The sequence below is a fragment of the Cryobacterium sp. Y50 genome (assembly GCF_002929805.1).
Classification (GTDB): domain Bacteria; phylum Actinomycetota; class Actinomycetes; order Actinomycetales; family Microbacteriaceae; genus Cryobacterium.
On record NZ_PJJM01000081.1, the window covers coordinates 19485 to 41286 of the forward strand.

Here is a 21802-nt window from a genome sequence, read left to right on the forward strand (position 1 = left end):
TGTGCCCTATAACCGATGTACACCAAAAGACAAGGGATACAAGACGCTGACTACCCGCTCTGAGCCAACGCGGGCAACTAGGTCGATGCGCCAAATAGCAATCAAAGAACACCGCCATATAGCGCCGAAAGTCACACGGCGCTTCGTGCGTGCCGAAGAGACCCCGTCACCATTCCCCTTATGGGCGGCTAGGCGGGTCGTCGCGCCCATATTTAGTTTGTTCATTCGAGCGCCCGCTGATCGCTCCTTCCGGGCGCGTACGTTGGCTGAGGTACCGCCCCATACGTGCGCGGGAGGTCTCACAGTCATGCTCATGCGGCATCGAGTTGGAATTTTGGCGGCGCGACTTGACGCCGCCTCGATTGTCAAGGATACTTTCCATATGGTAAGTCTCCTTGTCACTGAAGCTCTTGGTCGGTTTGGGTGTCGCTTGTGATGCGGTGTGGCAAGAGGGGCGTTTCCCTCCCGCTTTGTTGGGGTACCTTTGCGCGTCTTTCGGTGATGAGCGGGAAGGACGTGCTGAGGAACCCGCTTACGGGATTCTCGATGCTGTTCATGTTCGCGACCATTCTGGTGATCTACGTGTCGATGTGGCTTTCCTTCACCGTTCTCGGGCTGACTCCTTCGGCTGTCGTCACTTCTGCAGGTGCGCCCGTTATGGACGCTTTGGACAGTGCCGGTGTCGCGCTCGTCGACGTAGGTGCTGAAGGCCGGAACGCGGAGATCACTGTTCACGACGGCCGCGTTTATGTCCTTCTTGATGCGTCGAATCAACCAGCGTGGAATCCGATCTGGATAGGGCTTCGAGATGCCGGTTTCGCTGCCGATGCGATCACAGTGGTCGATAGTGACGGGGATGTGAAGCTCGATCCACTCCGCGCTAATTTGGGCGTCGCCGCGATGCTGGGGATCGCGAGTATCGCGTTCATTGGCACCACTGTTCCGTTAGTGGCAATGAGGGAGCGGGGTCTCCTTCGATTGTTTGGCACGACGCCCCTTCGCCGCTCGACGTTTTTGCTGGCGCAGCTTCCTGCTCGGGTTCTCGTTGCGGTGGTCCCGATTACGCTCACCGTCACGATTGCCGTCTGGCAACGCTATCTCGATGGACTCGATGTCCTGGGCCTTGGTGTCACGTTCCTGCTCGGTACGGCCATGCTTCTGTCCTTCGGCTTGGTGTTCGCAGCACGGTCACGTAATGCCGAAGCGACGCAGCAAAGTATGGTGATGCTGACGATCATGCTGGTTTTTGCCTCTGGTGGCCTCCTGCCCGCGTCAATCCTTCCGGCTGTTATCCAGATCGCGATGAACTGTCTGCCGACGACGTGGCTAGCGACGGCCGCCAGCGCCACGCTCACCGGCTCCGAACCGTTTTTTCCCCTCACGGTCCTCTGGGCCCTCATGGCGGTGACCGCAGCATGTGCCGCGGGAATGGCTGCCCGACTCTTCGAGTGGGATCAGTCCGAACCGCGACGCCGCCAACCAACGATTCGACGAGAGAAAGTACAGGCGCAATTGTGACACCAGAGCCAAAGACTCGAACCCCGAGAGAGCTGCAAGGGTCTCGACGGTACATGTGGGAGGTGGGCGCGGGAGTCGTCGCGTTTGTCTTGCTGTTTCTTTTCCTCCCGGGAGTCGTTCGCACCGAAGAGCGAACGCCAGCAAGTATTCTCATTGCGCTCCTGCCACTCATCCCTGTGCTCTGGATCACCATCGCCGTTGCTCGACACATTCATCGTGTGGACGAGTTCCAACGGATCTTCGTCTTGCAGAGTTTCGCGATCGGTTTCGGGGCGGCGATGTTGATTGCTCTCACTGTCGCTTTCCTGAGCACCGCCGGCGTCACCGTTGCATACCCCGAGTGGTGGGTGTTCATTGGAGGGATGTCTTTGTGGGGCGTCGCCATTAGTGTTCTCTCATTCCGCGCGAGTCGATGAGAAACGACGTTCGCAAGCTCCGCACCGAGCACGGATGGACTCAGGTGCAGTTCGCCGAAGCTCTGGGCGTCTCCCGACAGACCGTCAACGCGCTGGAGACCGGTAGGTACGACCCCTCACTGCCGTTGGCCTTTCGAGTGTCGACTTTGTTCTCTGTGCCAATCGAGACCATCTTCTTCCCCGACGAAAATGACGCCCCACCTACCGGAGGCAAGCGATGATCGACCGAACAAGCGATGTGATTGTCGTCAACAAACTATGCAAAGTGTACGGAACGCAGAATGTCCTTCGGGGTATTGATTTGACGTTGCGGCGCGGCGAGGTCTTCGGACTTCTCGGGCCGAACGGAGCAGGAAAGACTACGACGCTGGAGACTATAGTCGGGCTCAGACAACCCACCTCAGGTACCGTCACCGTTCTCGGCTTCGATCCTGCGAAGGACCGGCGTGAGATTACCGAGCGGATGGCCGTGCAGCCACAGGCCGCAGCGTTGTTTCCCACCTTGACCGTGTGGGAGACAGTCCAACTGTTCGCCTCGTTCTATACCGCACCGCGTGAGACTGCCGACATTCTCCGCGAGGTCGGGCTCGAACAGGCACACCAAATGCGGGTGAAGCACTTATCCGGCGGTCAAGAACGACGCCTACTTATCGGCATTGCCCTCATCGGGAATCCCGAGATTCTGGTGCTGGACGAACCCTCCGCCGGACTAAACCCGAGCGCCCGCCGCAAACTGTGGGACATCATCGAAGGTCAGCGAAAGCGAGGCGGCACGGTGCTCTTGTCGACCCACCATATGGACGAGGCCACCCAGATGTGCGACCGGCTTGCCATCATCGTTGACGGAAGAGTCGCGGCGGAGGGAGAACCTGAAGAGCTCATCCGGCAGTACTCTGCCACCGCGACTGTCACCTTCACCGTTCCCCGCCCGGTGACCAGCACAGACCTCGCTGAGCTCGGTCTCGTCGGCAACATAACGACGACCCAGATCGGAGCCGAGACCCATGCCCGTGTAGTGACGGAAGACCCCGACACCATCCTTCGAAAAATCACTTTTTCACCGAGACTCGACGCCCACGACTATCGAGTGCAGCGTGGGTCGCTCGAAGACGTCTTCCTGGACATCTCGAACTCGAACCCGAGCACCAAATCGAGCACCGGCAGGCCATGACAGTTGGAGCCTCGACGGGCGCTCAAGTTCTCCCATTCGCACGGATGCACACACGCGAACTTCTTCGGAGCAAACGCGCTTTGGTGGCTCTCCTGGTCAGCTTCGCTGCGTTTCCCGTCCCGTTCTGGGGCATCGACATCCTCATTGCGGCGGCTACCGGAAGCCCAGCCGGCCTGCTCCTGAAGAGTTTGCCGCTCATCGCCGTGACCGGATTCATGGCCGTCGCGCTCATCCTGACAACCGTTCAACGCGTCACGTACCGCAGTAACGGAGTATTGCTTCAGCTGGCGACCACTCCTGCGCGCCGCAAAGCGTTCCTGCTCGGTCACGTCCCTGTTCGGGCCGGAATTCTCGCCCTAGAAGGAATCGTCATCATTGCCATTGCCATTGCGGACGGCATCCTTATGGGAGACGTAGGACTACTCGCTGTCACGCTCCTTCTCGGCGGGGCCATGATGCTCGTCTTCGGCTATTTACTCGCCGCCCGGATGACGAATCCAGATCTCGCACTGCAGTTGTCGTACATCATTCCGATGATCGCCCTATTCACGTCCGGAGCGGTATTCCCGCTCGAATCATTGCCCGAATGGATCACGATAGTTTTCCGTGCTCTTCCATCCACCTGGTTCGTTGACACCCTGAGCGCGCTGTTGGCCAACTCCGCACCCTTCCTCCCAATAGGCGTGAACTGGGCACTGATGACACTCTTTGCAGCGGGTACAGCCTACGTCGCGGTTCGATCCCACCAATGGATCTCGAATGAATGAACCGCTTCGCAAGCCATAAACGGCCACGCTCTGCGTCGACCAGCATCCGGCAAACAGAAGGAGTCACACTGACCAGCTTGTCAACTGGCACCAGCGTCAATATCTGCCTCAGTAGCCGTTCCCCCATTGCGGGACACGCTCACACGCCGTGATGTGATCACACGGAGGTTTCGGGCGAGTTCAGACTCAGGCGCATGAACGAAGACAGTCGACTCAACGAGTCAATCATTGGCAGTGAGATAGGCCAGCACCGCGCGTACCCGGCGATTGTCCTCGCCAGCTGGCAGTTCTAGTTTCATGAACACATTTGTGACGTGTTTGGAGACGGCGCTGGTGGAGAGGTAGAGCCGTTCAGCGATCTGCTGGTTCGATAGTCCTTGGCTCATTAGCTCCAGCACTTCGAACTCGCGGGCACTGAGCCGATCCAGTGCTGTACGGCGGCCATGGATGAGGCGAGTCGCGACTTCAGGATCTACAACAACGCCGCCCGCGGCGATGATCGATAGTGACCGCATGAAGTCCGCCACGCGTGAAATGCGGTCCTTCAAAAGATAACCGAGGCCTCCGGCCTCTTGTGGTGACACCATGGATGACCCGTCTCCCCAGCCGTTGAAGAGGTCCGTCGCGTGGGCAGTGGCCACATACTGGGACAGGACAAGAATTCCCATTCCCGGGTAATCTCTGCGGATGTTGATTGCTGCGGCCAGGCCGTCGTCACGCATGCCTGGCGGCATTCTGACGTCGGTGATGACAACGTCGGGGCGCCGCCCAGCGTGCACGGCCGTTGCAAGTGCCCGGATTAATTCCGGGGCGGTGGCCGCCTCCGAGATGACCTCGTGACCCTGACGCTCGACCAGGGACACTAAACCCTCGCGCAGAAGCGCAGAGTCATCGGCGATGATCAGTTTCATGGGTTCGTTTCGTTGGTTGGAGTGAGTAGTAGCGGTATCCGGGCTGACAGTGTCGTGGGCCCACCCTTGGGTGAAACCAGTTCCAGGGAGCCACCAAAGGCAGCTAGTCGTTCACGCATCCCGACAAGCCCGCCGCCGTGGCGCAACTGGGCGCCTCCTGGCCCGTTGTCCACGACGGAAACGTGCAGGTCTGCATCGGCGGCCAGCAGCAGTGTCGCTGTCGCTCCCGGTGCGTGTTTGGCCACGTTTGTCAGGGCTTCGGAGCAGAAGAACCAGGCGGTCGCTGCGACGCCCTCGGGCATGTTCGGTAAACGGTGCGGGCAGTGCACTGCTACGTCTACAGTGCTGCGTTCGACCATGTCGGTGACGGCGGCGAGCAGTCCCAGGTCCGCGAGTGCTTGGGGGTGAATGTTGGATACGGTGGAGCGCAGTGCGCGCATCGCTTCCTCCGCGTCGCGGTGCGCTCCCTCCAGCAATGAGGCAAGGAGCATCGGCTCAGAGCCTCGGGTGCTGGCGCGGTTGTGAAGCACGGATGAGGCTTCGCCGAGTTTCATACTGGCCGACACTAAGTATTGTTGGGCGCCGTCGTGCAAGTCGCGCTCGATGCGACGTCGTTCGATCTCGAATGCTGACACGATGACCCGCCGGGAATCACGCACCTCCCGTAGTTCTCGTGCCCAATCAACGGGCCGCGCTGTGATGGCCACGAATTTTGCGCGCTCCAACTTCAGCAATACCCACCACGCGAGGACTGCCACTGCCACGGCTGCAAAACTGGCGAACACGCTGAACTCGTTTGCTCGCGCTGACAGCGTGACGCCCAACAGGAAACCAATGACCAAGACACTGGCTAGACCGACTCCTGCTTGGCTAAGAAACAGGATGCGACGGTGGCGCGTGAGGTCTTGCATAGGAACAACTCTAGAAGAGGCACAAACGATCAGCCCCACGAACGTGGCCTCCGCGCTAAAGGGTGGAGCTGACTCCACCCTGTTCGGGAGGCTGGCGTCATGGCGCCCGCCTTCCCGCCATGGTCGACTAGGAACATGATCACCCCCTCGTTACCGCGCAAGACTCTCGCCGCTCATAATCTCTCCAAGTCCTATGGACCGGTCCGCGCACTGGCCGATGTGACCTTCGACATCCCCTCGGGACAGGCTGTTGCCATCATGGGGCCGTCCGGATCGGGCAAATCGACATTGTTGCATTGCTTGTCCGGGATCCTCGTTCCCGACGCCGGAGAGGTGTCGCTGGGTGGTAAATCCGTCTCGAGCTTGAAAGACAAACAACGTTCGCTGTTGAGGCGGCGCCGGTTTGGCTTCGTCTTCCAAGACGGCCAGCTCTTGCCAGAACTCCCTGCTCGCGAGAACGTCGCTCTTCCTCTCCTCCTCACGGGTATTCCCAGAAACCGTGCCCTGAAGACAGCGGACGAGTGGTTGGGCAAACTTGGATTAGCGGGCATGGAGAATCGCCGTCCGGGCGAGCTATCCGGGGGCCAGGCCCAGCGGGTCGCGATTGCTCGGGCAGTTATTCACGAACCCGAGGTGGTCTTTGCCGACGAACCGACCGGCGCATTGGACCAGACAACCGGGCATGAGGTGATGCAGATTCTCACAGCGACCACCGCCAGCTCTGGAGCCTCACTGGTGGTCGTCACCCACGATGATGAGGTCGCCAGATGGTGTCAGCGTCTCATCGAAATCCGCGACGCTATGGTTCACGACGACCAGCTGATCAGTCGGAGTACCCGATGAGCGTCGCCGTCAGTCTTGCACCCCGGTTAGCGATCGAACGCATCCGCGCGACCAAGGGCGCTGGTGTTTTAGACGCTATGGCAGTTCTCGCCTTCACGGTTTCCTCGTGGCTGGCACTCACTGTTGCCGGGGGAACCTGGATGTTTTTCCAGCGATGGCAGGTCGAGGGTGCGCTCCCCAGCTCTCAGCAGTCTGGGCTCGCAGTCACCTACGTCGCCCTGGCTGGCTTCGCCTGTGCGCTGCTGGTCATCCCGATCCTCGGCCTTGGAGGTGGCGCCGCCCGTCTCGGTGCCCGCGGACGTGTCCGCCGCTTGGCCTCGCTGCGCCTCATTGGGATGACCAGCGGCGAAGTAGTACAGATTTCGGTCATCGAGACGATCGTGCAATCTGTCGCCGGCGCGTTGGTGGGATCAGCCATATTCGTCCTTTCTCTACCCTTGTGGCAGCTCATGAGTTTTCAGATGCGACCTATCGGTATTGCAGAGTTGCTGCTGCCGTGGTGGCTGTGGCTCACGGTCATCGGTGCGTTGATAGTCCTAGCCATGGCCTCGACAGTGTTTGGCCTGCGACGTGTCACCATCTCGCCCCTCGGTGTGGCACGCGACCAAACACCTCGCCGCCTCAAAAGGTGGCGTCTGCTGGTGGTCGTGGCACTGGTCATCGCATTCCTCGTGTACGCACAATTCACGGATATAGCCAGCTTCATCGGCCTCGGCACCACAATCGGTTTCCTCGCCGTTGTCATCGGCTCAATCAACCTCGTCGGCCCCTGGCTCATGCAACTGTTCGCCCGACCGGGAGCGCGAACCGGCAACGTGGCGCGCCTACTGGCCGCCCGACGCATCCTCGACGATCCGCGTGGCGCGTGGCGCAACGTAGCATCTTTGGCGTTTCTCGGATTCATCGCCGGTTTCGTCGTCACCATGCCGACGACTACGGGTGATAGCGGCCCTAACACCTTCTTCGTCCAGGATATCCAGACCGGAGTCGCAATCACCCTGGCCGTGGGCCTGATCTTGGCCGCAACCGCCACTCTCATGACTCAGGCCTCCCAAGTTTTCGACCGCGCCCCGGAGTCAATTGCGCTCGACCGAATGGGCGTGCCCGCGACCATTCATCTTGCAGTTCGTCGCCGCTTGGTTGTGGTCCCACTCGCGGTTGCGCTGGGCACATCGGTACCCCTTGGGCTGGTTCTGTCGACGGTCGCGGCCGTCCAACTCGAAAGCTTCCCAGTTGTTGGTGTTTCCCTACTAGCAGGCACCGTGATCCTGGGTTTCTTACTCTCCCTGGGGGCAGCCGAAGCATGCCGCCCACTACAAGCCGGAGTCCTCAGAGTGCAGCGTCGCCGCAACGACTGACGGACGGCAACCCCGAGGTCACCGCCGAAAGTCGCTACCTAATCCTCGGGATTGGGTAGCGAACCAGCCGCGTCAGCTCGCGCACCGCGCATAGTTGGGGACTACTGTCTCAGCTGTCCCGGTGAGGATCCGGCTTACGGACGCTTACTTCTGGTCTTTGCCAGCCGGCGCCGCCAACCAGCGAGAGCGAACATCACCGCCATCACGCTGAGATTGTCAGAGCCAGAAAAACCCATCGTTGCAACGACCGGTTGAATCCGCCGTTCCTGTGCGGGCCCAGTTCTGTGAGTGGAGTTGCCAGCGATGGGGTGTCGACCCTTTTCCTCTCTTCAATATTGGATTGTGAAGTCTCCGATGCGAGTTTCGCCATCGTTTTGATAGACGGGGATCGAGACGGTTGTCCCCGCCATTGAGTCTTGCCATGCGAGCGCTTGCTTGGGGGATATGAAGGTTGCTGCTTGTTCGCTGCCGTTGGCGTGGGCAAGTTCCCCAGCGTGAACAAAGCCTTCATTTCCGTTGGTCGCGATGACCGCAATCAGGTCAGGCTCACCGCTTTCGTTGAGCGCTCCATACGTTTCGCCGTTGGCGTTGATGGCCCACTCCGTGGTCCGCCCACTAACGTACGTCGCAGCAAGGGTCCAGCTGGATTCGGGTGCGGTGGTGATGGTGATGGACTGCTGTTCTGGCAAGAGATTCAGCGTGTAGCTGCCACCACCGATGGTTTGACCGACGTCGTCCATATTGCAGCCGATGCTCGCGCCGTCGTCAAAGGTGAACGTTCCCGGAGTCAGACAGGTCAGGGAAACGAAAACGCCAGTTGCCCCGTCGGGGACAGCACCCAGCTGGACAGCAGCCGTTCCGGTAGCGGTTTCAACGACGGATGCACCGAGTTCGGTGACGTCTTGCGCGCCGGGCATGGTCAGGAAGACGGTGGCAGCAGCTGCGCCTCCGATCAGGATGCTCGCACCAGCAAAGATGCCTGCTCCGAGACGGAGGTGTCTGCGCCAGTATGGGATGGGCGACGTCGGCGCGGTGACGCGCGCGTCTAGCTCATTGCGAACTGCCGTCGAAAATACCGGGTCGAAATCAATCTGTTTCATGTCCGTACCTCCGTCAGTTGTTGTCGGATTTTTCCTTTGGCCCGATGCAGGCGGGTGCGGGCTGCACCATCGGAGAGGCCCAGCAGAGTTGCAGCCTCAGTAACGGCATAGTCCTCCAGAACGACTAAGACGACGAGGGAGACATCAGAGGGCTTGAGCATCTTCATCGCGGCTTTCAGGTAGCCGACCGACTCGCCCTCTTCGATGTGGGCGACAGCAATCTGCTCAGCATCAGCAGTGGCATCCGCTCGCGGTAGGGAATCGAAAAGTGCGCGGTACCGTCGAGTTCCACGGCTAACATTGCGCGCGATGTGGCCGGCCGTCACCAACAGCCAGGGAAGAACGGAATCGCTCACGAGGACAACACTGGCGCGGCGGCGCCACAACTCCAAGAATGACGCCGAGGTGACTTCTTCAGCATCATGAGCGTTGTCGACCAGACGCAGAACGTGGCGAAAGACGCGGTCACGATGAGTGTCGAATAGCCACGTGAACGCGCGGCCATCATTGGCGCACGCACGCGTCCAGACTTCGACTTCGTTCACCACACCAGTACCCATACCCCGTAATGTCCGCCCATCCTCCAAACGTTACAGTTGGTCCCGCCCGACACCTCTCTGCACCGCTGAGGCATAACTGCAACCAGACGATCGCACAGCCACGCGGCCCACCGCCATTCGGACGAAACTCAAATGCTTTTCCCGCAAGAAGTTTGGCGGATTCAACTGGTCGTCGTAACACTCGATTTTGTGAGGTGTTGAACGTGTGGTCGAAGTATGAGCTGGTTGAGAAACAGGCGCGGTTTTGGGTGTTGATCACTCAAGGTTCGACGCTAACTGCAGCGTGATTGCCCCTCAAGGGTCTGCAATACGCTCGGCATTGAGCGGAGGAATTGTGAGCACACGCAGTGGGTTGCAGGGTAATCTCGCCAATCCCGACACGGTCGTGGAGATCTCCGTAGGTCATCTGCTCTTCAGCAACGAGCACCCGACTGATGTCGTTACGGGCACGATTGCCATAACACCCTCGACGGAGACACACCCGTCGAGCGAATCCGTGAACTTCTCAAGTCTCAGCCACCGCAGCGCTGCGGTGACTACGTGGAACCATCCACCATCAACTCTTCCCGGTCACATCCCGCTGGGTGGTTGCTCTTTCGCGGTGCGTGCCTTGGTGGCTGAGGAGCGTTCCGCGAGCAGGATCCGCATCGATTCGACATGGCCGTCGCGTTGTTTGGGGATCGCAAGACCTTGCCCGGTCGCAACGGACAGTGCTGCTTGGCGTGCGTCAAGGGGATCGCAACGGGATACTGATTGCGACGGACTATTTTGGGTCTAAGTCGAACTCACTCCGGACGAGCAGTCATTGATCACTGCGCGGGAGCGTGGCCGCTGGGTCGGCGGGGATCCGTTCGAGGTGAAGTAGCGGTGGGCTCTTCCGCGCTCTTTTCTTTGGGGCGCTAACTGTCGCGGCGGGCGAAAAGTACGCCAGCGACGATGAGGCAGACGATTGCCCAGGCCGACAGCAGAAGAATGGCCGCTGATTGCGGGGTATCGTTCGGCACTCCGGCAGGAATGACGAGTACCTGCAGTGCGAGATCGTGCGGCAGGAGATGGATCACGGACGGCATCGACGCGCGAAGCGTCGGCGCAACGAGTGCCGCGAGTGCCCAGAGTGTGACCAGCGACACGACAGCGCTCCTGGTGATGATCGCCAGGCCGAAGCCCACGAGGCTCAGAAGCGTGAGGACGAGGAGGCTCGCAACCGCTGCGTGAACGAGATCGGCGGAGCCGCTTTCGGCAGGTGGTGTGCCCTTGGCTAGCAGACCGATCGCCGACAGCAGCATCGCCAGAGGAGCAACGACAATGAGCAGGCCGCAGAGTTTCGCCGAGTACAGGATCACCCGCTTGGGGACGGCTATATAGCTGATTCTGATTTGGCCATTCCTGTATTCTGATGCCGAGGTGACAACGGCGACGCCGATGAAAAGGTAAGCCGGGACGAGCATGAGCGCACGGATGCTCTCTGCCGACAGGCCCCTCTCATCCGCCGTCATGCTGATCCCGGAATAGGACAGCAGGACGATGCAGGCGGACAGGACCAGGGTCGCCATAGAGATAATCCAGGTGGCTCGCAAGGCGAGCAGCTTTGTCAGTTCTGCGGCGAGCGGCTGACGGAAGCTGAATTCCTCATCCGTCGTGAACTTCGTCATCAGGCGTCTCGTCGGGCAACGCAAAGCCAGCCGAGAACCCCGAACACGAGTACCCAGGCCGAGAGGATCAAGACTGCGAGCAGGGGAGTGGAAGAGCCGGCGAAGCTGGAGTCCAACAGCAGACTGCGTGCCGCATCGAAAGGCAGCAAGGCCTGAAAGGCTGGCGAGGCATAGCCGATGAATCCACCGATCGAGACGACGGCGAGGACGATCATGATTCCGATGCTCGACAGGACATCTCGGGTCACAAGCGTGAGTCCGGCGGTGAGCAGCGCTAAGACAAGACAAACGAAGGTGAAACGACCGGATGCTAGCCACGCTGCGGGTGAAGACAGGAGTCCTGAACTCCAGGAACCCGCCGCGGCGAGGATGCCGATCGTGGTCACGAGGTTCACGACGATGCTGAAGGCTATGGCGAGCACGGCGGTCGAAGCGTATTTGGCCAGGACAAACTGGCGTCGACGGGGAACGGCGAGGAGGGAGATCGAGAGCTGGCGCGCCTCCCGGTATTCTTGCCCGATCGCGAGGGCGATCACGATCGGCAGGAATGCCGCGGTCTGGAACGAGGCCGCCGCGGCGAGGTCGAGGACGGCGCTTCCGGCAGACCTGACCTCTCCCCGAAACAGCTCTATGTTTGTGTCGAAAGAGACCCCTCGGAGCATCCCACTCAGATTTGGATACGCCTGCGCCAGTAAGTACACCTGGAGGGCGATGATCAGTGCGAAAACGATCCAGACCATCGGGTATGTAGCGATCTTCCGCAGCTCGGAGAGCACCCTGTTGAGAGCGTTCACTAATCTGCGTCGCGGTTATCGGCGACGGCGCGGCCGGTGAGGGAGAAGAACGCATCCTCGAGCGAGTCGAACCCGGAGGTCACTGCCGCTAGGGTTCCGGATGACACGATCCGGCCCTGGTTGATGACTACGATATCGTCGGCAGTCGCCGCCATCTCGGACATGAGGTGGCTCGAGACGAGAACCGTATTGCCACGCGACGCGTACTGACGGAGGAACGTTCGAATCCACCGGATGCCGTCGGGATCGAGTCCGTTCACCGGCTCGTCAAGGACGAGTATGGACGGTTCCCCGAGGAGCGCCGCCGCGAGCCCCAGTCTCTGCTTCATGCCGAGCGAGAGCGTGCCCACTCGCAGCTTCGCAGCATCCTGCAACTCGACTTGAGCCAGGGTCTCGTGCACTCGGCCCTGCGCAATCCCGTTGCTTTGGGCGACCCATTTCAGGTGACTTGCGACTCGCCGGTCGGGCAGCGGGCTCGCGTCATCGAGCAGCGCGCCCACGGTGAGCAACGGCCGGAGGATGTCTCGATAGCGGCGTCCCTTGATGAGCGCGGTTCCCGTGGTGGCCTTGTCGAGACCGAGAAGGATGCGGAGGGTGGAGGACTTCCCAGCGCCGTTGGGGCCTACGAAACCGGTGACCCTACCCGGGCGGGCAGTGAATGAGACCGAGTCGAGGATCACTGTCGAGCCGCGGCGTTTCATGAGGTTCTGCACTTCGATCAATTCGTGGTCCTTCCTGTAGACCCTCTCTAGAGACCATCAGTCAATGCTGGTTTTGGGAATGAGCCTCTGCAGGTTTTGGCCACATAGAAAAAGAGAACGTTTAGATAGGTACTGTGATTCTAAATATAGACATTTCCTTTATCAGGGGACGGTAGATGTATACGCAGGTGCTGTGGAGAGGACTTTAGCGAGCGAAGCGCATCTCATGAGTGACCACGAGCATGGTCATGCCGTCGTCCGCGAGGTCCCGCATAACCGCGAGCACCTCAAGGCCAATCTCGGGATCGAGTGACGAGGTGGGTTCGTCGAAGAGCATGACTCTCGGCGAAAGCGCCAACGCGCGAGCGATGGCGATGCGCTGCTGCTGACCGCCCGAGAGCCGAGCCGGATACTCCTTCGCCTTCTCGGGGAGACCAACTCGCTCGAGCAATGACCGTGTCGTTTCCTCCGCCTCAGCTTTGCCGATCCCCAGCACCTTTCGCTGCGGCAGCGTAATGTTCTCCATCGCGGTGAGGTGCGGGAAGAGATTGAAACTTTGAAACACCCTCCCGGTCACACGACGCAGATGGCCAAGGCTCACCTTGTCAGGTCGCTTCCCGCCAGCGACGACCTGTGCCCCGCCGATCGTGATGGTTCCCTCGGTCGGCACCTCCAGATAGTTCAGGCACCGAAGAAAAGTGCTCTTGCCTGCTCCTGAGGGCCCGATGATCGATACGACCTCACCCTCATCCATGGACAGGTTGACGTCGGTCAACACCTTGTGTGTGCCGTAGCTCTTGCCGAGCTTTGAGACGTGGACACCTCCCGAGAGGGCGATCGGGGACGTTCGTGTTCCGAGGCTGAAGACCATTGGATACCTCCGTATGGCGAGACACTCGGTCAGAGCGCGCGCTGGCTGTAGAAGATGGCTGCTGTGCGGTCAGTGTTCTGCTGGCGCGAAGCCGATGCTTTGGCTGTAGCTGGTGATCTGGGGCACCTGACCGAGCATGTTCATCGATTTTCCTGCAACTCTGCAGCGCTACGTCGGATGATGACTTTGGTGCTTTCATCCAAGGGCGCGGGGCCGTCACCTGGTGCGCGCTATGGACAACAACCAACGCTAGCCCTGAACGTAAACAGACACAAAGAGGGCCGCACAATTGTGCGGCCCTCTTGTTAGTCACGTTCAGTTCTCCCGCATGTCGGGAAAGAGCCCTTCTGGTGGGGCCGTGTAGGGCAGTGGTTCACCGGGTTTGTTGGTGTCCTCGGATTTTGCGAATGGTCCTTCTATGCTCATGAGGATGGGCATGTGGTGGTCGGCGTGTTCGATCCACCAGGTGCTTGATCCGGTGGCGCCGTCGAGTCTGAGGTGCTCCCATGCTCGTCAGAGGGCGTTGATGCGGGCGAGGGCTTCGGGGTAGTTCCACCAGTTTGTGGCCCATCGGAAGCTGGCGTTGCCGGGGTCGACTCTGACGAAAATGTTGGTGATGTGCGCTCGATCCAACGAGAACAAAACCACCTGGCTCATCTTTGATGCCGATCGCGGCCAGGTGACCACCGGAGCGGTCTCATGACAACGTACGCAAGCCACCGATCGTCGTCAGTCGCGCGGAGGGGTGAGCGGATACTGCGCGGCCCCCTGCCGCCGACGCAGCCCGTCAACGAGTACCTACACGCCATGCGCGAGGACTGGGGACTCCTCAGTCCGTCGAGGCCGCCCGTGCGGCGCTGCTGTTCATTGCTGACCCGGTGTCCCAGCTCGACGAGCACGATCACGATACCTTGTTCGACTACACGCTGGGCGAGCTGTACCGTGCCCGCGTCGTGCTGCTGCGCCTGTTGCCACGCCTGATCGCCGCAGCGACCGAACGCGGTTAGAGCTGGCCCACCATTCCCGGTATGTCGGCGCAGCCAAGACTCGGGGCTTGATCCGCATTGGAACGGTCAGTCACATTTGGGCGTTTGGCGGGCCTGAGCTGGCGGATCTTGCGGGCTCATTCGGGTGGGGGTATCGACTGGGTGACGGTCTTGTTGATGACGCCGATCGAGACTCCTACGGCGGCTGCGATGGTGCGGATGGAGAGGCCCTCGGCAAATGGGTCGGCTGGGCCCGCCGCTGCCGTATCCCTTCCTTCGTAAAGCTGCAGAAGAGCATCGTCAAGCACCGCACCGCGATCCTCGCGTCCATCGAGCTCGGACTCTCTAACGACCGGGTCGAATGAATACCAAGATCCGCCTCATGACCCGCATCGCCTTCGGCTTCACATCACCCGACGCTCTCATCGCTCTTGCCATGCTCAGCCTCGGCGGTCACAAACCAGTGCTCTCCGGACGGTTTCAACCACGGAAGAGTCAGGAGAGCCCGTTAACATTGCAGTTTGGGAAATACTTGCATCGGCTGCAAGTACGAGGAAGAATCGACAGAAAGGATTGGAATAATGGAATCTGGTGAAGCTCAGTCACGTCTGTCCGCGCTGTCCGCTCGGCCTTCTCGAGTGTTTACTGGGCAAGACATTATTCTTATCGCTGTTACACCCGTTCTTGCGTACGGTAGTGGAGTCGTTGGGGGGCTGGGCAGTATTGTTGGTCCGATCCTGGCGGTGATTGCCGGGTTTATGGCTATCGCGATTTGCGCCACGCGCTCGGGCCGGACGAACGAGCCGATGATTCCCGGATACATGTTTTCGGTATCGGTGGGTGCTAGCGTTTTTGTGATCGTGACCTCTTTCGGACAATGGCGAAATGCGCCCATCGAGAGCGTTTGGGTGCTTGTCGGTGTGCCCCTGTTGAATCTGTTGGTATTTGGGGTATTTATGGCGCTGCTGTTTCGGCGACGTCGCACGTGATTGACGAGTCGATCAACAAAGTTCTGTATCCTCTTCAGCGGTTCAAGGTAATGGGGTTCCTGTGCCAGGTTGAGAAATCGAACTATGCATCGATTGGTGAGTTCACCAGCCTGAGCATCACTGATATTTCCAAGACGATACGAGTGCTCAGAGAGAACGAGTACGTCCTGGTCGGCAAGGAACGCCGTGAACGATATTCCGAAACGATTGTCCGAAGTACTGACCTCGGGCGCCGCGAAATGGCACAGCTCATTCGCGCCCTCAAAAAATACCTATAACCAGAAAGGGGCGACAGGGAAACCCCTGTCGCCCCGTCGAGAGAAAGGTAGTTATTAAAGAACGCGCACTGCACCGCAGAAACACCCAGCGACACGACCACGCCGGCTACGCCACCAGTAACTCCCGCTCTGACGAGTCGAGGCAGCAGCGCCTCCGCCAGCTCGTTCCACGCTTTCTGTCGAATCAGCTCGTAGAAGGCTCCTCCAATGATCCCGGAGGCGAGCCCGATAACGCTGTTCTGAATCATGCAATCTACGAAACTCGCTGTGCGAACATCTGTATTGATGCGGGGGCGCTCAGCGAATTAGCGCGTTTCTGATTGAGCTGTTGTTCAAGGACCGCCGCAACTTCTGCGCCGAGCAGATCGGTCGTACTCTACACGTCAAACGAAACCACACCGTTGGCGTCGTATGTCATGATCTCTGTGAAAAGCGTTTCAAGACCGGTAGCCAGTTGATTTACTTCAAGGACGTCCACCACAGCAACGGTGGAAGTCTGCTGTGGCGCAACCACTGGAGCGGCATTCGCCGCCGTGGGCACGATCAGGTGCTTCTCCTGCGCCTGGGTGTCCTGGTGGACGTCCTTCTTGCGGGACCCAGGAATGACGGATGTTTGTAGAGCCGCAACGTTGGGCAGCGTCTGGCGCCGACACGTCTGAGGTCGACATCGATCCGCGTCTACTCTGTGACGAGCGTGCTCGGGTGATCAGCGAAGCCTGCGCGCCGGATGTGTGCTCGACGCGGTTGTTGCCAATATGACGACGTCGAGGCGCATGTACAATCGAGCAGCGGCGACTGCCACTGTCATTCATGCGGGGCTCACGACATCTGGGTGACACCCTCCCTCGGGCTCGATTAGGTCAGCAGTCTGGGAGACGGGCAACACGCTGGTGGTGTAGCGCTATCCGCCCGCGCTTCGCGACGCTCTCCTAATTCGTCTCCAAGTAAACAAGCCGGCGGAATGGTTTTTTATTTGATTAAAATCCCATCGCTCAGCTCATTTAGCCGATAGCTTTTAAGCAGTGCCACGGACATGTGCAGGGTATTTCGGTCACAAGTTGCGGCAAGATTTCGAGGCCAATGATGAGAATTCGCACGAAAAATAGCTTGATCGCCATCGGGGTTGGAGTAGCCATGTCTTTGGGTATCGGTGCAGCACCTGCGTTCGCCTCAGACACAGCCGCACCAGACTCAGTATGGGACTGCAGTCCTCGGGGGTCAAACCCTGGTCCCTCATCCTCGCAGCAGGTCTGGCTGTGGTGGGAACGTTCGTTGTCCGGGACGCCCGCTGGAGCGTCTTCCCCCGACTGGCACTGGCGATGCTTCTCGCCGGCGTGTGCCTAGCCGTATGAAGGGTTCGCCATGTCCTTGACCACGCTCGCTGAACGAGGACGTCGACCGTCGACCCTCGCCGTGCTCGCGCTGAGTGCGACGAGTGGTGCCTGGGTGTGGGCGTCCGATGGGACGGCGGACGAGCGGTTCGCGCCGCTGCATGCGGGTGGCCTCGGTCTTGCGGTGCTGGCGTTGGTCGTGCTCGCGGTGGTTCCCCGGGTCTCGGTGCGGGTGATGTCGTGGCTCTTTGCGATCGCTGGTCTGAGCATCATCGCGGCGATGGGAAGCGACGTTGGCGACCTGGGACCACAGGCGCTCGGGTGGACGGCCGCGGTCGTCGCCATGGCGATGGCCGGCGTGGCAGCGACCGCGACGGCTGACGCGGCCCAGAACCGGCCGGTCTCGCGGCTGTGAACACGAGAGAGGGTGCTCTGGACGACGTCCTCAGCCTCTGGGCGGTGCAACGCCTCGCCGCGGTCTCGATACGGATGCGCGTTCACACCTTCGTGGCTCTCTACATCGTCATCGTCGCGGTCGTGACGGCGACCGCGGGGACCGCCGCGTTCCTCGTCACCTCGGCCACCCCCGTCTTGCTTGGGGTGGGCGCAGGCGAGGTGAGGACCGTGGCCTGGTCGACGACGTTTCTGGTCATCGTCGCGCTTGCGTACGTCGAAGCGAGCGCGCTCCTGCGCGAACGGTTCTCGCGCGTACGGTTCACGGTCTCGGCGGCGCAGGTCCGCGGTCTGTGGCTCGCGCTGGATCTCCCGCTTCGCCACGTGGTGCTGGTGGAGCGCGGTGCCGAGCACCTGCCGAGGGTCCTCCTCGGTGCCGCACTCGCCGTGGGCGGTGGAGCAGGGCTCGCGACGGCCGGTCATCTCTGGCCGGCCGTGACGACTTTCATGGCGTTCGGCATCGTCCTGGCGGGGGCTCTGGGGTGCCACCTCGTCGCGTTGCGCAACGCGACGGGCCATCCCGGGAGGCGAGCACCCACCGGGTTGTGGGAGGGCTACCTGGTCCTGCTTGGGCTGGTCGTGGGGACCTTCGCCTCGACGGCTCTGCGGTGGAGCGGTGACGTGGCGGTCGCGGGCCTCGCCCTCGGACCGACGTGGGTGGTACCGGTCGCCGCTGCCCTTGTCGGACTCGGTTGGGTAGGGGTGGGCGTGCTCACGCCACTGGTCCGCAGGGCTCGGCGCTCAGGTGCCGACGTGCCGCTCCTGGGAATCGATGCCCCGGCCCTCCTCGCGGACCGTCCCACCCTGTGGCCGCGCCGGGGACGGTCGACGGTCGTGGGTGCGATCGCCGTAGGTTCGGGCGCGCTCACGGTGCACCCGATGGTGATGCTGGTTCTTCGTGTCACGCTCACGATGGTCGCGATCGGCCTCGGGGTGGTCCTCTCCCACGGACCGGCTCTCCGCGGTGTATGGCTCGGACCGCTCGCGTTGGACGAGGTCGTGCTGCGTGCAGCTCCGCTGGGAACGGTGATGCTCGTGAGCATGGTGTGCATCGTCCCGGTCATAGCCGCCGGTCACGAGGACAAGCTATGGCACTACCGCGCCCTGTGGGAGCTCGGCGCACGACCGACCACGGTGTGGCTTGCGCACGTGACCGGTTCGCTGGTCCAGACCACGGTGCTCGCGATACTGGTGGTCGCCGGGATCGCGACCCTGACCGGTGAGGTGATGTTCGTGGTCCTGGCGATGGCGTGGACCGTCGTGCTTGCCGAGCACCTGAGCGAGTCCGTGCTCGCGCACGCGAGCCGCGGTGACGGTGACGGTGACCGCCGCAGCGTCAGCTACGCGCCCGCGCTCCTCGCCGGCGCGCTTGTCGCCCCTGCCATCTTCGCCGGTATAGCCGGTGGCTGGTGGGCGCTCTCAGTGTTCCTCTACGTCCTGTTCCTCGCACTAGGAGGCCTGTGGTGCTTCACACATCGTCTGACTTTCATGCCGTTGGCTCCCGAGTGAGTTCGCGAACCCCTGCGCTGTGCGTGGTGCAGGTGACAGCCGGGTGGGTCGACGACGTCCCGGCCGTGCGTGACCTGTCCTTCACTGTCAGCGGGCCGGGCCTTACGATGGTGGTCGGCCCGAACGGCTCAGGGAAGTCGACCGTGGTCGAGCTCGTCAGCGGTTACCTGCGTCCGTGGTCGGGCCAGGTGATGGTCGACGGATCGCCCTCGCACCTGCCGGTCGTGCGGGCACGGCGTCGGGTGTGCCGGACAACGCCTGCCCTCTTCGCCCTCATGACCGTCCGCGATCACCTCGTGCTCTCCGCACGTTCGACGGGCACCTCACCGACACGTCAGCTGGATCGCGCGGAAGCCCTGGGGCTGGCGCCGTGGCTCGACGAGAACGCGGGCACGCTGTCCAGCGGCTCGGCGAAGAAGCTCTGGTACCTCTTCTGCACCGCCGGTGACTTCTCTCTGATCGTCCTGGACGAGCCGTTCAACACCCTGGACGCCGACACCGTCCAAGTCGTCGTGGACGAGATCACCGCCTGGTCGCTCGAGGCAACAGTCCTCCTCGTTGCGCACATGCCACCGGACAGCCTCCCCCCGGCAGCGGTGATCGACCTGGGAAGGCACAACAGTGACGGATGAGCGAGGACTGCGACCCGTTCGTGTCGAGGTGACTGACTTGACTAAGCCTCTGTACCGACCCGCTGGGAGGTGGGCGCCGGTTTCGGATTTTGGGCGCGGTCGCTCGTTGTGGCGCGTTTGATCTGCGGGCCTCGCTGCCCAGTAGTTCCACGGGGTGTCCCAGTCGTGCCGGTTATCGGCGGACATCGGACCCCGTCGTGCTGGGTGAATTGACGGGTTTCCTTGCAGCGCGCACGGCCACGCGCACGGAGCGGTCGACAGCTGCGTTCGACCAAGCGGTGGCGTGGTTGCGGCGTGAGAAGGTGCTCCTGCCGGGGGTGAGCCTGGTCACGAGACTGGTCGCCGAGGCGAGGGCGGAGGCGAACGAGCGGTTGTTCTCGCTGCTATCGGATCGGGTGCCTTCCGGGTTGGCTTCCCGTCTCGATGCTCTCGTTGACAGCGCTGTGGAGGGGCGTGTTTCCGGGCTGGAGGAGCTTCGCAGGGCACCGGTCCGAGCATCGGGGCCGGAAATGGTGAAGGCGCTCGAACGGGTGGGCGAGGTAACCGCAGTAGGTGCGTCCACGGTTGATTTGGCGGGGATCGCCCCGGGGCGTCTGGACGTTCTGACGAGGCACGGCCGGTCTACTGACGAAAACACGTTGCGGCGCATGCCCGAGCGGCGGAGGCGGGCAACGGTGTTCGCGACGGTGGCGTCCCTGCAGGTGTCATCCGTTGACGATGTCCTTGACTTGTTCGCTGTACTGATGGCGACGAAGCTGATCGGCCCCGCGACACGGGCCGCGGTCAAGGACCAGATACGGTCATTGCCGGCCCTGCGCCGTGCGTCCGTGACGTTGGCGTCGGCGGCGAAGGTACTGCTGGAGGTTGCCGAACAGGACGAACAGGGTAAACAGATCGATGCTGCTGCAGTGTGGGAGTTGTTGCGCACAGAGGGGATGCGGGAGCGGCTGATGAAAGCGGTGCAGGTTGTGGAGGAATTCAGTCCGTTCGACGAGGACGATCCCACGCTGGAACAGGTCGAGCTTGTGAAGCGATACGCGACCGTGCGGCCGTTCTTGTCGATGTTCGCTTCGACGCTGCCTCTGCGTTCGACCGAGGCCGGCGCGTCGCTACTCCAAGCCGTCCGCGGGCTGGGCGCGCTGGTCGGGCGGAAAAGAGTCGAGCGGTCGGAGATCGTCGATGACGTCGTGGGTGGCGCTTGGCGGCGCCTGATCTTTTCCGACCCGGTTGCTGATGGGCCGGTGGATCATCGTGCGTACACGCTGTGCGTGCTCGAAGGTGCGCATCGCGCTCTGCGCCGCCGTGAGCTCTTCGCCGAGGGATCCACACGTTGGGGGATCCGCGGGTGCAGCTGCTTGACGGGGTCTCCCGGCTCGACGTTCGCGTGAAGGAATCCAGCCAGGCTGGCCGCCCAGCCGCGCCCGCCCGAAGCCGCTCCCCTGGACCTTCACCTCGACGGCGGCCGCGAACAGCACCTTCCCGAGCGCGCCACGGCCAGGGATTCCGGGCTCCGGGCCACCGAGGAAGGACTCGTCGACCTCCACGTCGCCACGCAGTCGGTCCCGGCCCGGACGCACCATCACAGTCCGGTAGTGGTGCAGCATCGCCCACGCGGTCTGGATCGAGCCCAACTCCATCTCGCGTTGAAGCTGGGTGGCCGACACGCCGGTCTTGCTGTTGATCAGCAGCCATGCCGTGGCTAACCACATAGTCAACGGGGTCCGCGTCTTGTCGAAGATGGTGCCCGCTGTCACCGAGACGCGCCGGTCACAACCAGCACAACGCCAGCGCCGATCCGGTGCCCGCCAGCCGCGGCCGTTGCCACACCAGGGACAAGCGAACCCATCAGGCCAGCGCAGCCAATCAAGGTAGTCCAGACACTTTCAGTCCTCGTCGAACCACGCGCGCAACTGCGTATACGAGCCAGGGTAGTCTCGGCCCGCCGTCGGCGACATACAATCGTCTTACGGCACCTAAATGGAAACCCCCCCCTAACCGATTTCACCCACTGCGTACAACGGGTAACGGACTCCCTCGACGCTGTGCACGAC

The 21802-nt window shown here is 61.5% G+C and carries 25 protein-coding genes and 3 pseudogenes; 17 read left to right on the forward strand and 11 right to left on the reverse strand.

Annotation, left to right across the window (positions count from 1 at the left end; translation table 11 throughout):
- Window positions 1–546: 546 nt before the first annotated feature.
- The 5 genes from CXY73_RS06705 to CXY73_RS06725 all read left to right on the forward strand — a co-directional run bounded on the left by CXY73_RS06705 (window position 547) and on the right by CXY73_RS06725 (window position 3872).
- Complete coding sequence (locus tag CXY73_RS06705; RefSeq protein WP_158254052.1) at window positions 547–1518, forward strand: ABC transporter permease; 972 nt, start codon at window positions 547–549, stop codon at window positions 1516–1518.
- Window positions 1519–1571: 53 nt separating this feature from the next.
- Window positions 1572–1934, forward strand: coding sequence for a hypothetical protein (locus CXY73_RS06710; protein WP_104177230.1), 363 nt, complete (start codon window positions 1572–1574; stop codon window positions 1932–1934).
- A complete protein-coding gene (locus CXY73_RS06715; RefSeq protein ID WP_104125836.1) occupies window positions 1931–2155 on the forward strand; it encodes a helix-turn-helix transcriptional regulator in 225 nt (74 codons plus the stop codon). The genes CXY73_RS06710 and CXY73_RS06715 overlap by 4 nt, the downstream gene beginning before the upstream one ends.
- Entirely contained in the window at window positions 2152–3105 is a 954-nt protein-coding gene (locus tag CXY73_RS06720; RefSeq protein ID WP_104177231.1) for an ABC transporter ATP-binding protein, read from the forward strand. Before CXY73_RS06715 ends, CXY73_RS06720 begins: the two co-directional genes overlap by 4 nt.
- Window positions 3106–3188: 83 nt before the next feature.
- Window positions 3189–3872, forward strand: coding sequence for an ABC transporter permease (locus tag CXY73_RS06725; protein ID WP_233198183.1), 684 nt, complete (start codon window positions 3189–3191; stop codon window positions 3870–3872).
- Between the two features lie 221 nt (window positions 3873–4093).
- Here the strand turns inward: CXY73_RS06725 and CXY73_RS06730 are convergent, their stop codons facing one another.
- Both CXY73_RS06730 and CXY73_RS06735 read right to left on the reverse strand, forming a co-directional pair.
- A complete protein-coding gene (locus CXY73_RS06730; RefSeq protein ID WP_104177233.1) occupies window positions 4094–4783 on the reverse strand; it encodes a response regulator transcription factor in 690 nt (229 codons plus the stop codon).
- Window positions 4780–5694 (reverse strand): sensor histidine kinase, encoded by a 915-nt coding sequence (locus CXY73_RS06735; RefSeq protein ID WP_104177234.1) that lies wholly within the window; start codon window positions 5692–5694, stop codon window positions 4780–4782. The genes CXY73_RS06730 and CXY73_RS06735 overlap by 4 nt, the downstream gene beginning before the upstream one ends.
- A gap of 135 nt (window positions 5695–5829) precedes the next feature.
- Between CXY73_RS06735 and CXY73_RS06740 the strand changes: the two genes are divergently transcribed.
- A complete protein-coding gene (locus tag CXY73_RS06740; protein WP_104177235.1) occupies window positions 5830–6537 on the forward strand; it encodes an ABC transporter ATP-binding protein in 708 nt (235 codons plus the stop codon).
- Complete coding sequence (locus CXY73_RS06745; RefSeq protein ID WP_104177236.1) at window positions 6534–7895, forward strand: FtsX-like permease family protein; 1362 nt, start codon at window positions 6534–6536, stop codon at window positions 7893–7895. Before CXY73_RS06740 ends, CXY73_RS06745 begins: the two co-directional genes overlap by 4 nt.
- Window positions 7896–8224: 329 nt before the next feature.
- On the opposite strand, the gene CXY73_RS06750 is transcribed toward CXY73_RS06745, so the two are convergent.
- From CXY73_RS06750 to CXY73_RS22645, 8 genes and pseudogenes are all read right to left on the reverse strand, one after another.
- Complete coding sequence (locus tag CXY73_RS06750; protein WP_104177237.1) at window positions 8225–8995, reverse strand: hypothetical protein; 771 nt, start codon at window positions 8993–8995, stop codon at window positions 8225–8227.
- A complete protein-coding gene (locus CXY73_RS06755) occupies window positions 8992–9540 on the reverse strand; it encodes an RNA polymerase sigma factor (protein WP_233198184.1) in 549 nt (182 codons plus the stop codon). Before CXY73_RS06755 ends, CXY73_RS06750 begins: the two co-directional genes overlap by 4 nt.
- A gap of 914 nt (window positions 9541–10454) precedes the next feature.
- Complete coding sequence (locus tag CXY73_RS06760) at window positions 10455–11207, reverse strand: hypothetical protein (protein WP_104177239.1); 753 nt, start codon at window positions 11205–11207, stop codon at window positions 10455–10457.
- Entirely contained in the window at window positions 11207–12001 is a 795-nt protein-coding gene (locus CXY73_RS06765; protein ID WP_104177240.1) for an ABC transporter permease, read from the reverse strand. The genes CXY73_RS06760 and CXY73_RS06765 overlap by 1 nt, the downstream gene beginning before the upstream one ends.
- Window positions 12001–12714, reverse strand: a complete 714-nt coding sequence (locus CXY73_RS06770) for an ABC transporter ATP-binding protein (protein ID WP_233198188.1) — start codon at window positions 12712–12714, stop codon at window positions 12001–12003. Before CXY73_RS06770 ends, CXY73_RS06765 begins: the two co-directional genes overlap by 1 nt.
- Before the next feature lie 193 nt (window positions 12715–12907).
- Entirely contained in the window at window positions 12908–13573 is a 666-nt protein-coding gene (locus CXY73_RS06775) for an amino acid ABC transporter ATP-binding protein (RefSeq protein WP_104177242.1), read from the reverse strand.
- Window positions 13574–13888: 315 nt separating this feature from the next.
- Window positions 13889–14074: pseudogene (locus CXY73_RS22640) on the reverse strand (DUF4913 domain-containing protein); the annotation flags it as partial.
- A gap of 12 nt (window positions 14075–14086) precedes the next feature.
- Window positions 14087–14230: a DUF4913 domain-containing protein gene (locus tag CXY73_RS22645; protein WP_233198185.1), complete on the reverse strand. Its 144-nt coding sequence runs from the start codon at window positions 14228–14230 to the stop codon at window positions 14087–14089.
- Window positions 14231–14451: 221 nt separating this feature from the next.
- Here CXY73_RS22645 and CXY73_RS23190 point away from each other — a divergent pair, with 221 nt between their 5' ends.
- The 10 genes and pseudogenes from CXY73_RS23190 to CXY73_RS06815 all read left to right on the forward strand — a co-directional run bounded on the left by CXY73_RS23190 (window position 14452) and on the right by CXY73_RS06815 (window position 21139).
- Window positions 14452–14580 (forward strand): hypothetical protein, encoded by a 129-nt coding sequence (locus CXY73_RS23190; protein ID WP_255411366.1) that lies wholly within the window; start codon window positions 14452–14454, stop codon window positions 14578–14580.
- Between the two features lie 206 nt (window positions 14581–14786).
- Window positions 14787–15037 (forward strand): annotated as a pseudogene (locus CXY73_RS06785) (transposase); the annotation flags it as partial.
- A gap of 103 nt (window positions 15038–15140) precedes the next feature.
- Window positions 15141–15548: a hypothetical protein gene (locus tag CXY73_RS06790; protein WP_104177243.1), complete on the forward strand. Its 408-nt coding sequence runs from the start codon at window positions 15141–15143 to the stop codon at window positions 15546–15548.
- Entirely contained in the window at window positions 15545–15826 is a 282-nt protein-coding gene (locus CXY73_RS06795) for a transcriptional regulator (RefSeq protein WP_233198186.1), read from the forward strand. Before CXY73_RS06790 ends, CXY73_RS06795 begins: the two co-directional genes overlap by 4 nt.
- A 328-nt stretch (window positions 15827–16154) precedes the next feature.
- Window positions 16155–16445: a hypothetical protein gene (locus CXY73_RS21460; protein WP_146071661.1), complete on the forward strand. Its 291-nt coding sequence runs from the start codon at window positions 16155–16157 to the stop codon at window positions 16443–16445.
- Between the two features lie 577 nt (window positions 16446–17022).
- The gene (locus tag CXY73_RS21900; protein WP_158254054.1) at window positions 17023–17178 is read left to right on the forward strand and encodes a hypothetical protein; all 156 of its coding nucleotides are present in this window, start codon (window positions 17023–17025) and stop codon (window positions 17176–17178) included.
- 10 nt (window positions 17179–17188) lie between these two features.
- Entirely contained in the window at window positions 17189–17572 is a 384-nt protein-coding gene (locus CXY73_RS06800) for a hypothetical protein (RefSeq protein ID WP_104177244.1), read from the forward strand.
- Window positions 17569–19119: a hypothetical protein gene (locus CXY73_RS06805; RefSeq protein WP_104177245.1), complete on the forward strand. Its 1551-nt coding sequence runs from the start codon at window positions 17569–17571 to the stop codon at window positions 19117–19119. The genes CXY73_RS06800 and CXY73_RS06805 overlap by 4 nt, the downstream gene beginning before the upstream one ends.
- Entirely contained in the window at window positions 19116–19751 is a 636-nt protein-coding gene (locus CXY73_RS06810; RefSeq protein ID WP_146071662.1) for an ATP-binding cassette domain-containing protein, read from the forward strand. The genes CXY73_RS06805 and CXY73_RS06810 overlap by 4 nt, the downstream gene beginning before the upstream one ends.
- 89 nt (window positions 19752–19840) lie before the next feature.
- Window positions 19841–21139 (forward strand): DUF4158 domain-containing protein, encoded by a 1299-nt coding sequence (locus CXY73_RS06815; protein WP_369831221.1) that lies wholly within the window; start codon window positions 19841–19843, stop codon window positions 21137–21139.
- 387 nt (window positions 21140–21526) lie between these two features.
- Here CXY73_RS06815 and CXY73_RS23500 read toward each other — a convergent pair.
- A pseudogene (locus tag CXY73_RS23500) lies at window positions 21527–21628 on the reverse strand (transposase); the annotation flags it as partial.
- Between the last annotated feature and the right edge of the window lie 174 nt (window positions 21629–21802).

What these genes read in the sequence shown, in the direction of transcription:
- CXY73_RS06705 (WP_158254052.1), top strand. Translation starts at nt 547, where the DNA reads ATGCTGTTCATGTTCGCGACCATTCTGGTGATCTACGTGTCGATGTGG.
- CXY73_RS06710 (WP_104177230.1), top strand. Translation starts at nt 1,572, where the DNA reads ATGTGGGAGGTGGGCGCGGGAGTCGTCGCGTTTGTCTTGCTGTTTCTT.
- CXY73_RS06715 (WP_104125836.1), top strand. Translation starts at nt 1,931, where the DNA reads ATGAGAAACGACGTTCGCAAGCTCCGCACCGAGCACGGATGGACTCAG.
- CXY73_RS06720 (WP_104177231.1), top strand. Translation starts at nt 2,152, where the DNA reads ATGATCGACCGAACAAGCGATGTGATTGTCGTCAACAAACTATGCAAA.
- CXY73_RS06730 (WP_104177233.1), bottom strand. Translation starts at nt 4,783, where the DNA reads ATGAAACTGATCATCGCCGATGACTCTGCGCTTCTGCGCGAGGGTTTA.
- CXY73_RS06735 (WP_104177234.1), bottom strand. Translation starts at nt 5,694, where the DNA reads ATGCAAGACCTCACGCGCCACCGTCGCATCCTGTTTCTTAGCCAAGCA.
- CXY73_RS06740 (WP_104177235.1), top strand. Translation starts at nt 5,830, where the DNA reads ATGATCACCCCCTCGTTACCGCGCAAGACTCTCGCCGCTCATAATCTC.
- CXY73_RS06745 (WP_104177236.1), top strand. Translation starts at nt 6,534, where the DNA reads ATGAGCGTCGCCGTCAGTCTTGCACCCCGGTTAGCGATCGAACGCATC.
- CXY73_RS06750 (WP_104177237.1), bottom strand. Translation starts at nt 8,995, where the DNA reads ATGAAACAGATTGATTTCGACCCGGTATTTTCGACGGCAGTTCGCAAT.
- CXY73_RS06760 (WP_104177239.1), bottom strand. Translation starts at nt 11,207, where the DNA reads ATGACGAAGTTCACGACGGATGAGGAATTCAGCTTCCGTCAGCCGCTC.
- CXY73_RS06775 (WP_104177242.1), bottom strand. Translation starts at nt 13,573, where the DNA reads ATGGTCTTCAGCCTCGGAACACGAACGTCCCCGATCGCCCTCTCGGGA.
- CXY73_RS22645 (WP_233198185.1), bottom strand. Translation starts at nt 14,230, where the DNA reads ATGAGCCAGGTGGTTTTGTTCTCGTTGGATCGAGCGCACATCACCAAC.
- CXY73_RS06790 (WP_104177243.1), top strand. Translation starts at nt 15,141, where the DNA reads ATGGAATCTGGTGAAGCTCAGTCACGTCTGTCCGCGCTGTCCGCTCGG.
- CXY73_RS21900 (WP_158254054.1), top strand. Translation starts at nt 17,023, where the DNA reads ATGGGACTGCAGTCCTCGGGGGTCAAACCCTGGTCCCTCATCCTCGCA.
- CXY73_RS06800 (WP_104177244.1), top strand. Translation starts at nt 17,189, where the DNA reads ATGTCCTTGACCACGCTCGCTGAACGAGGACGTCGACCGTCGACCCTC.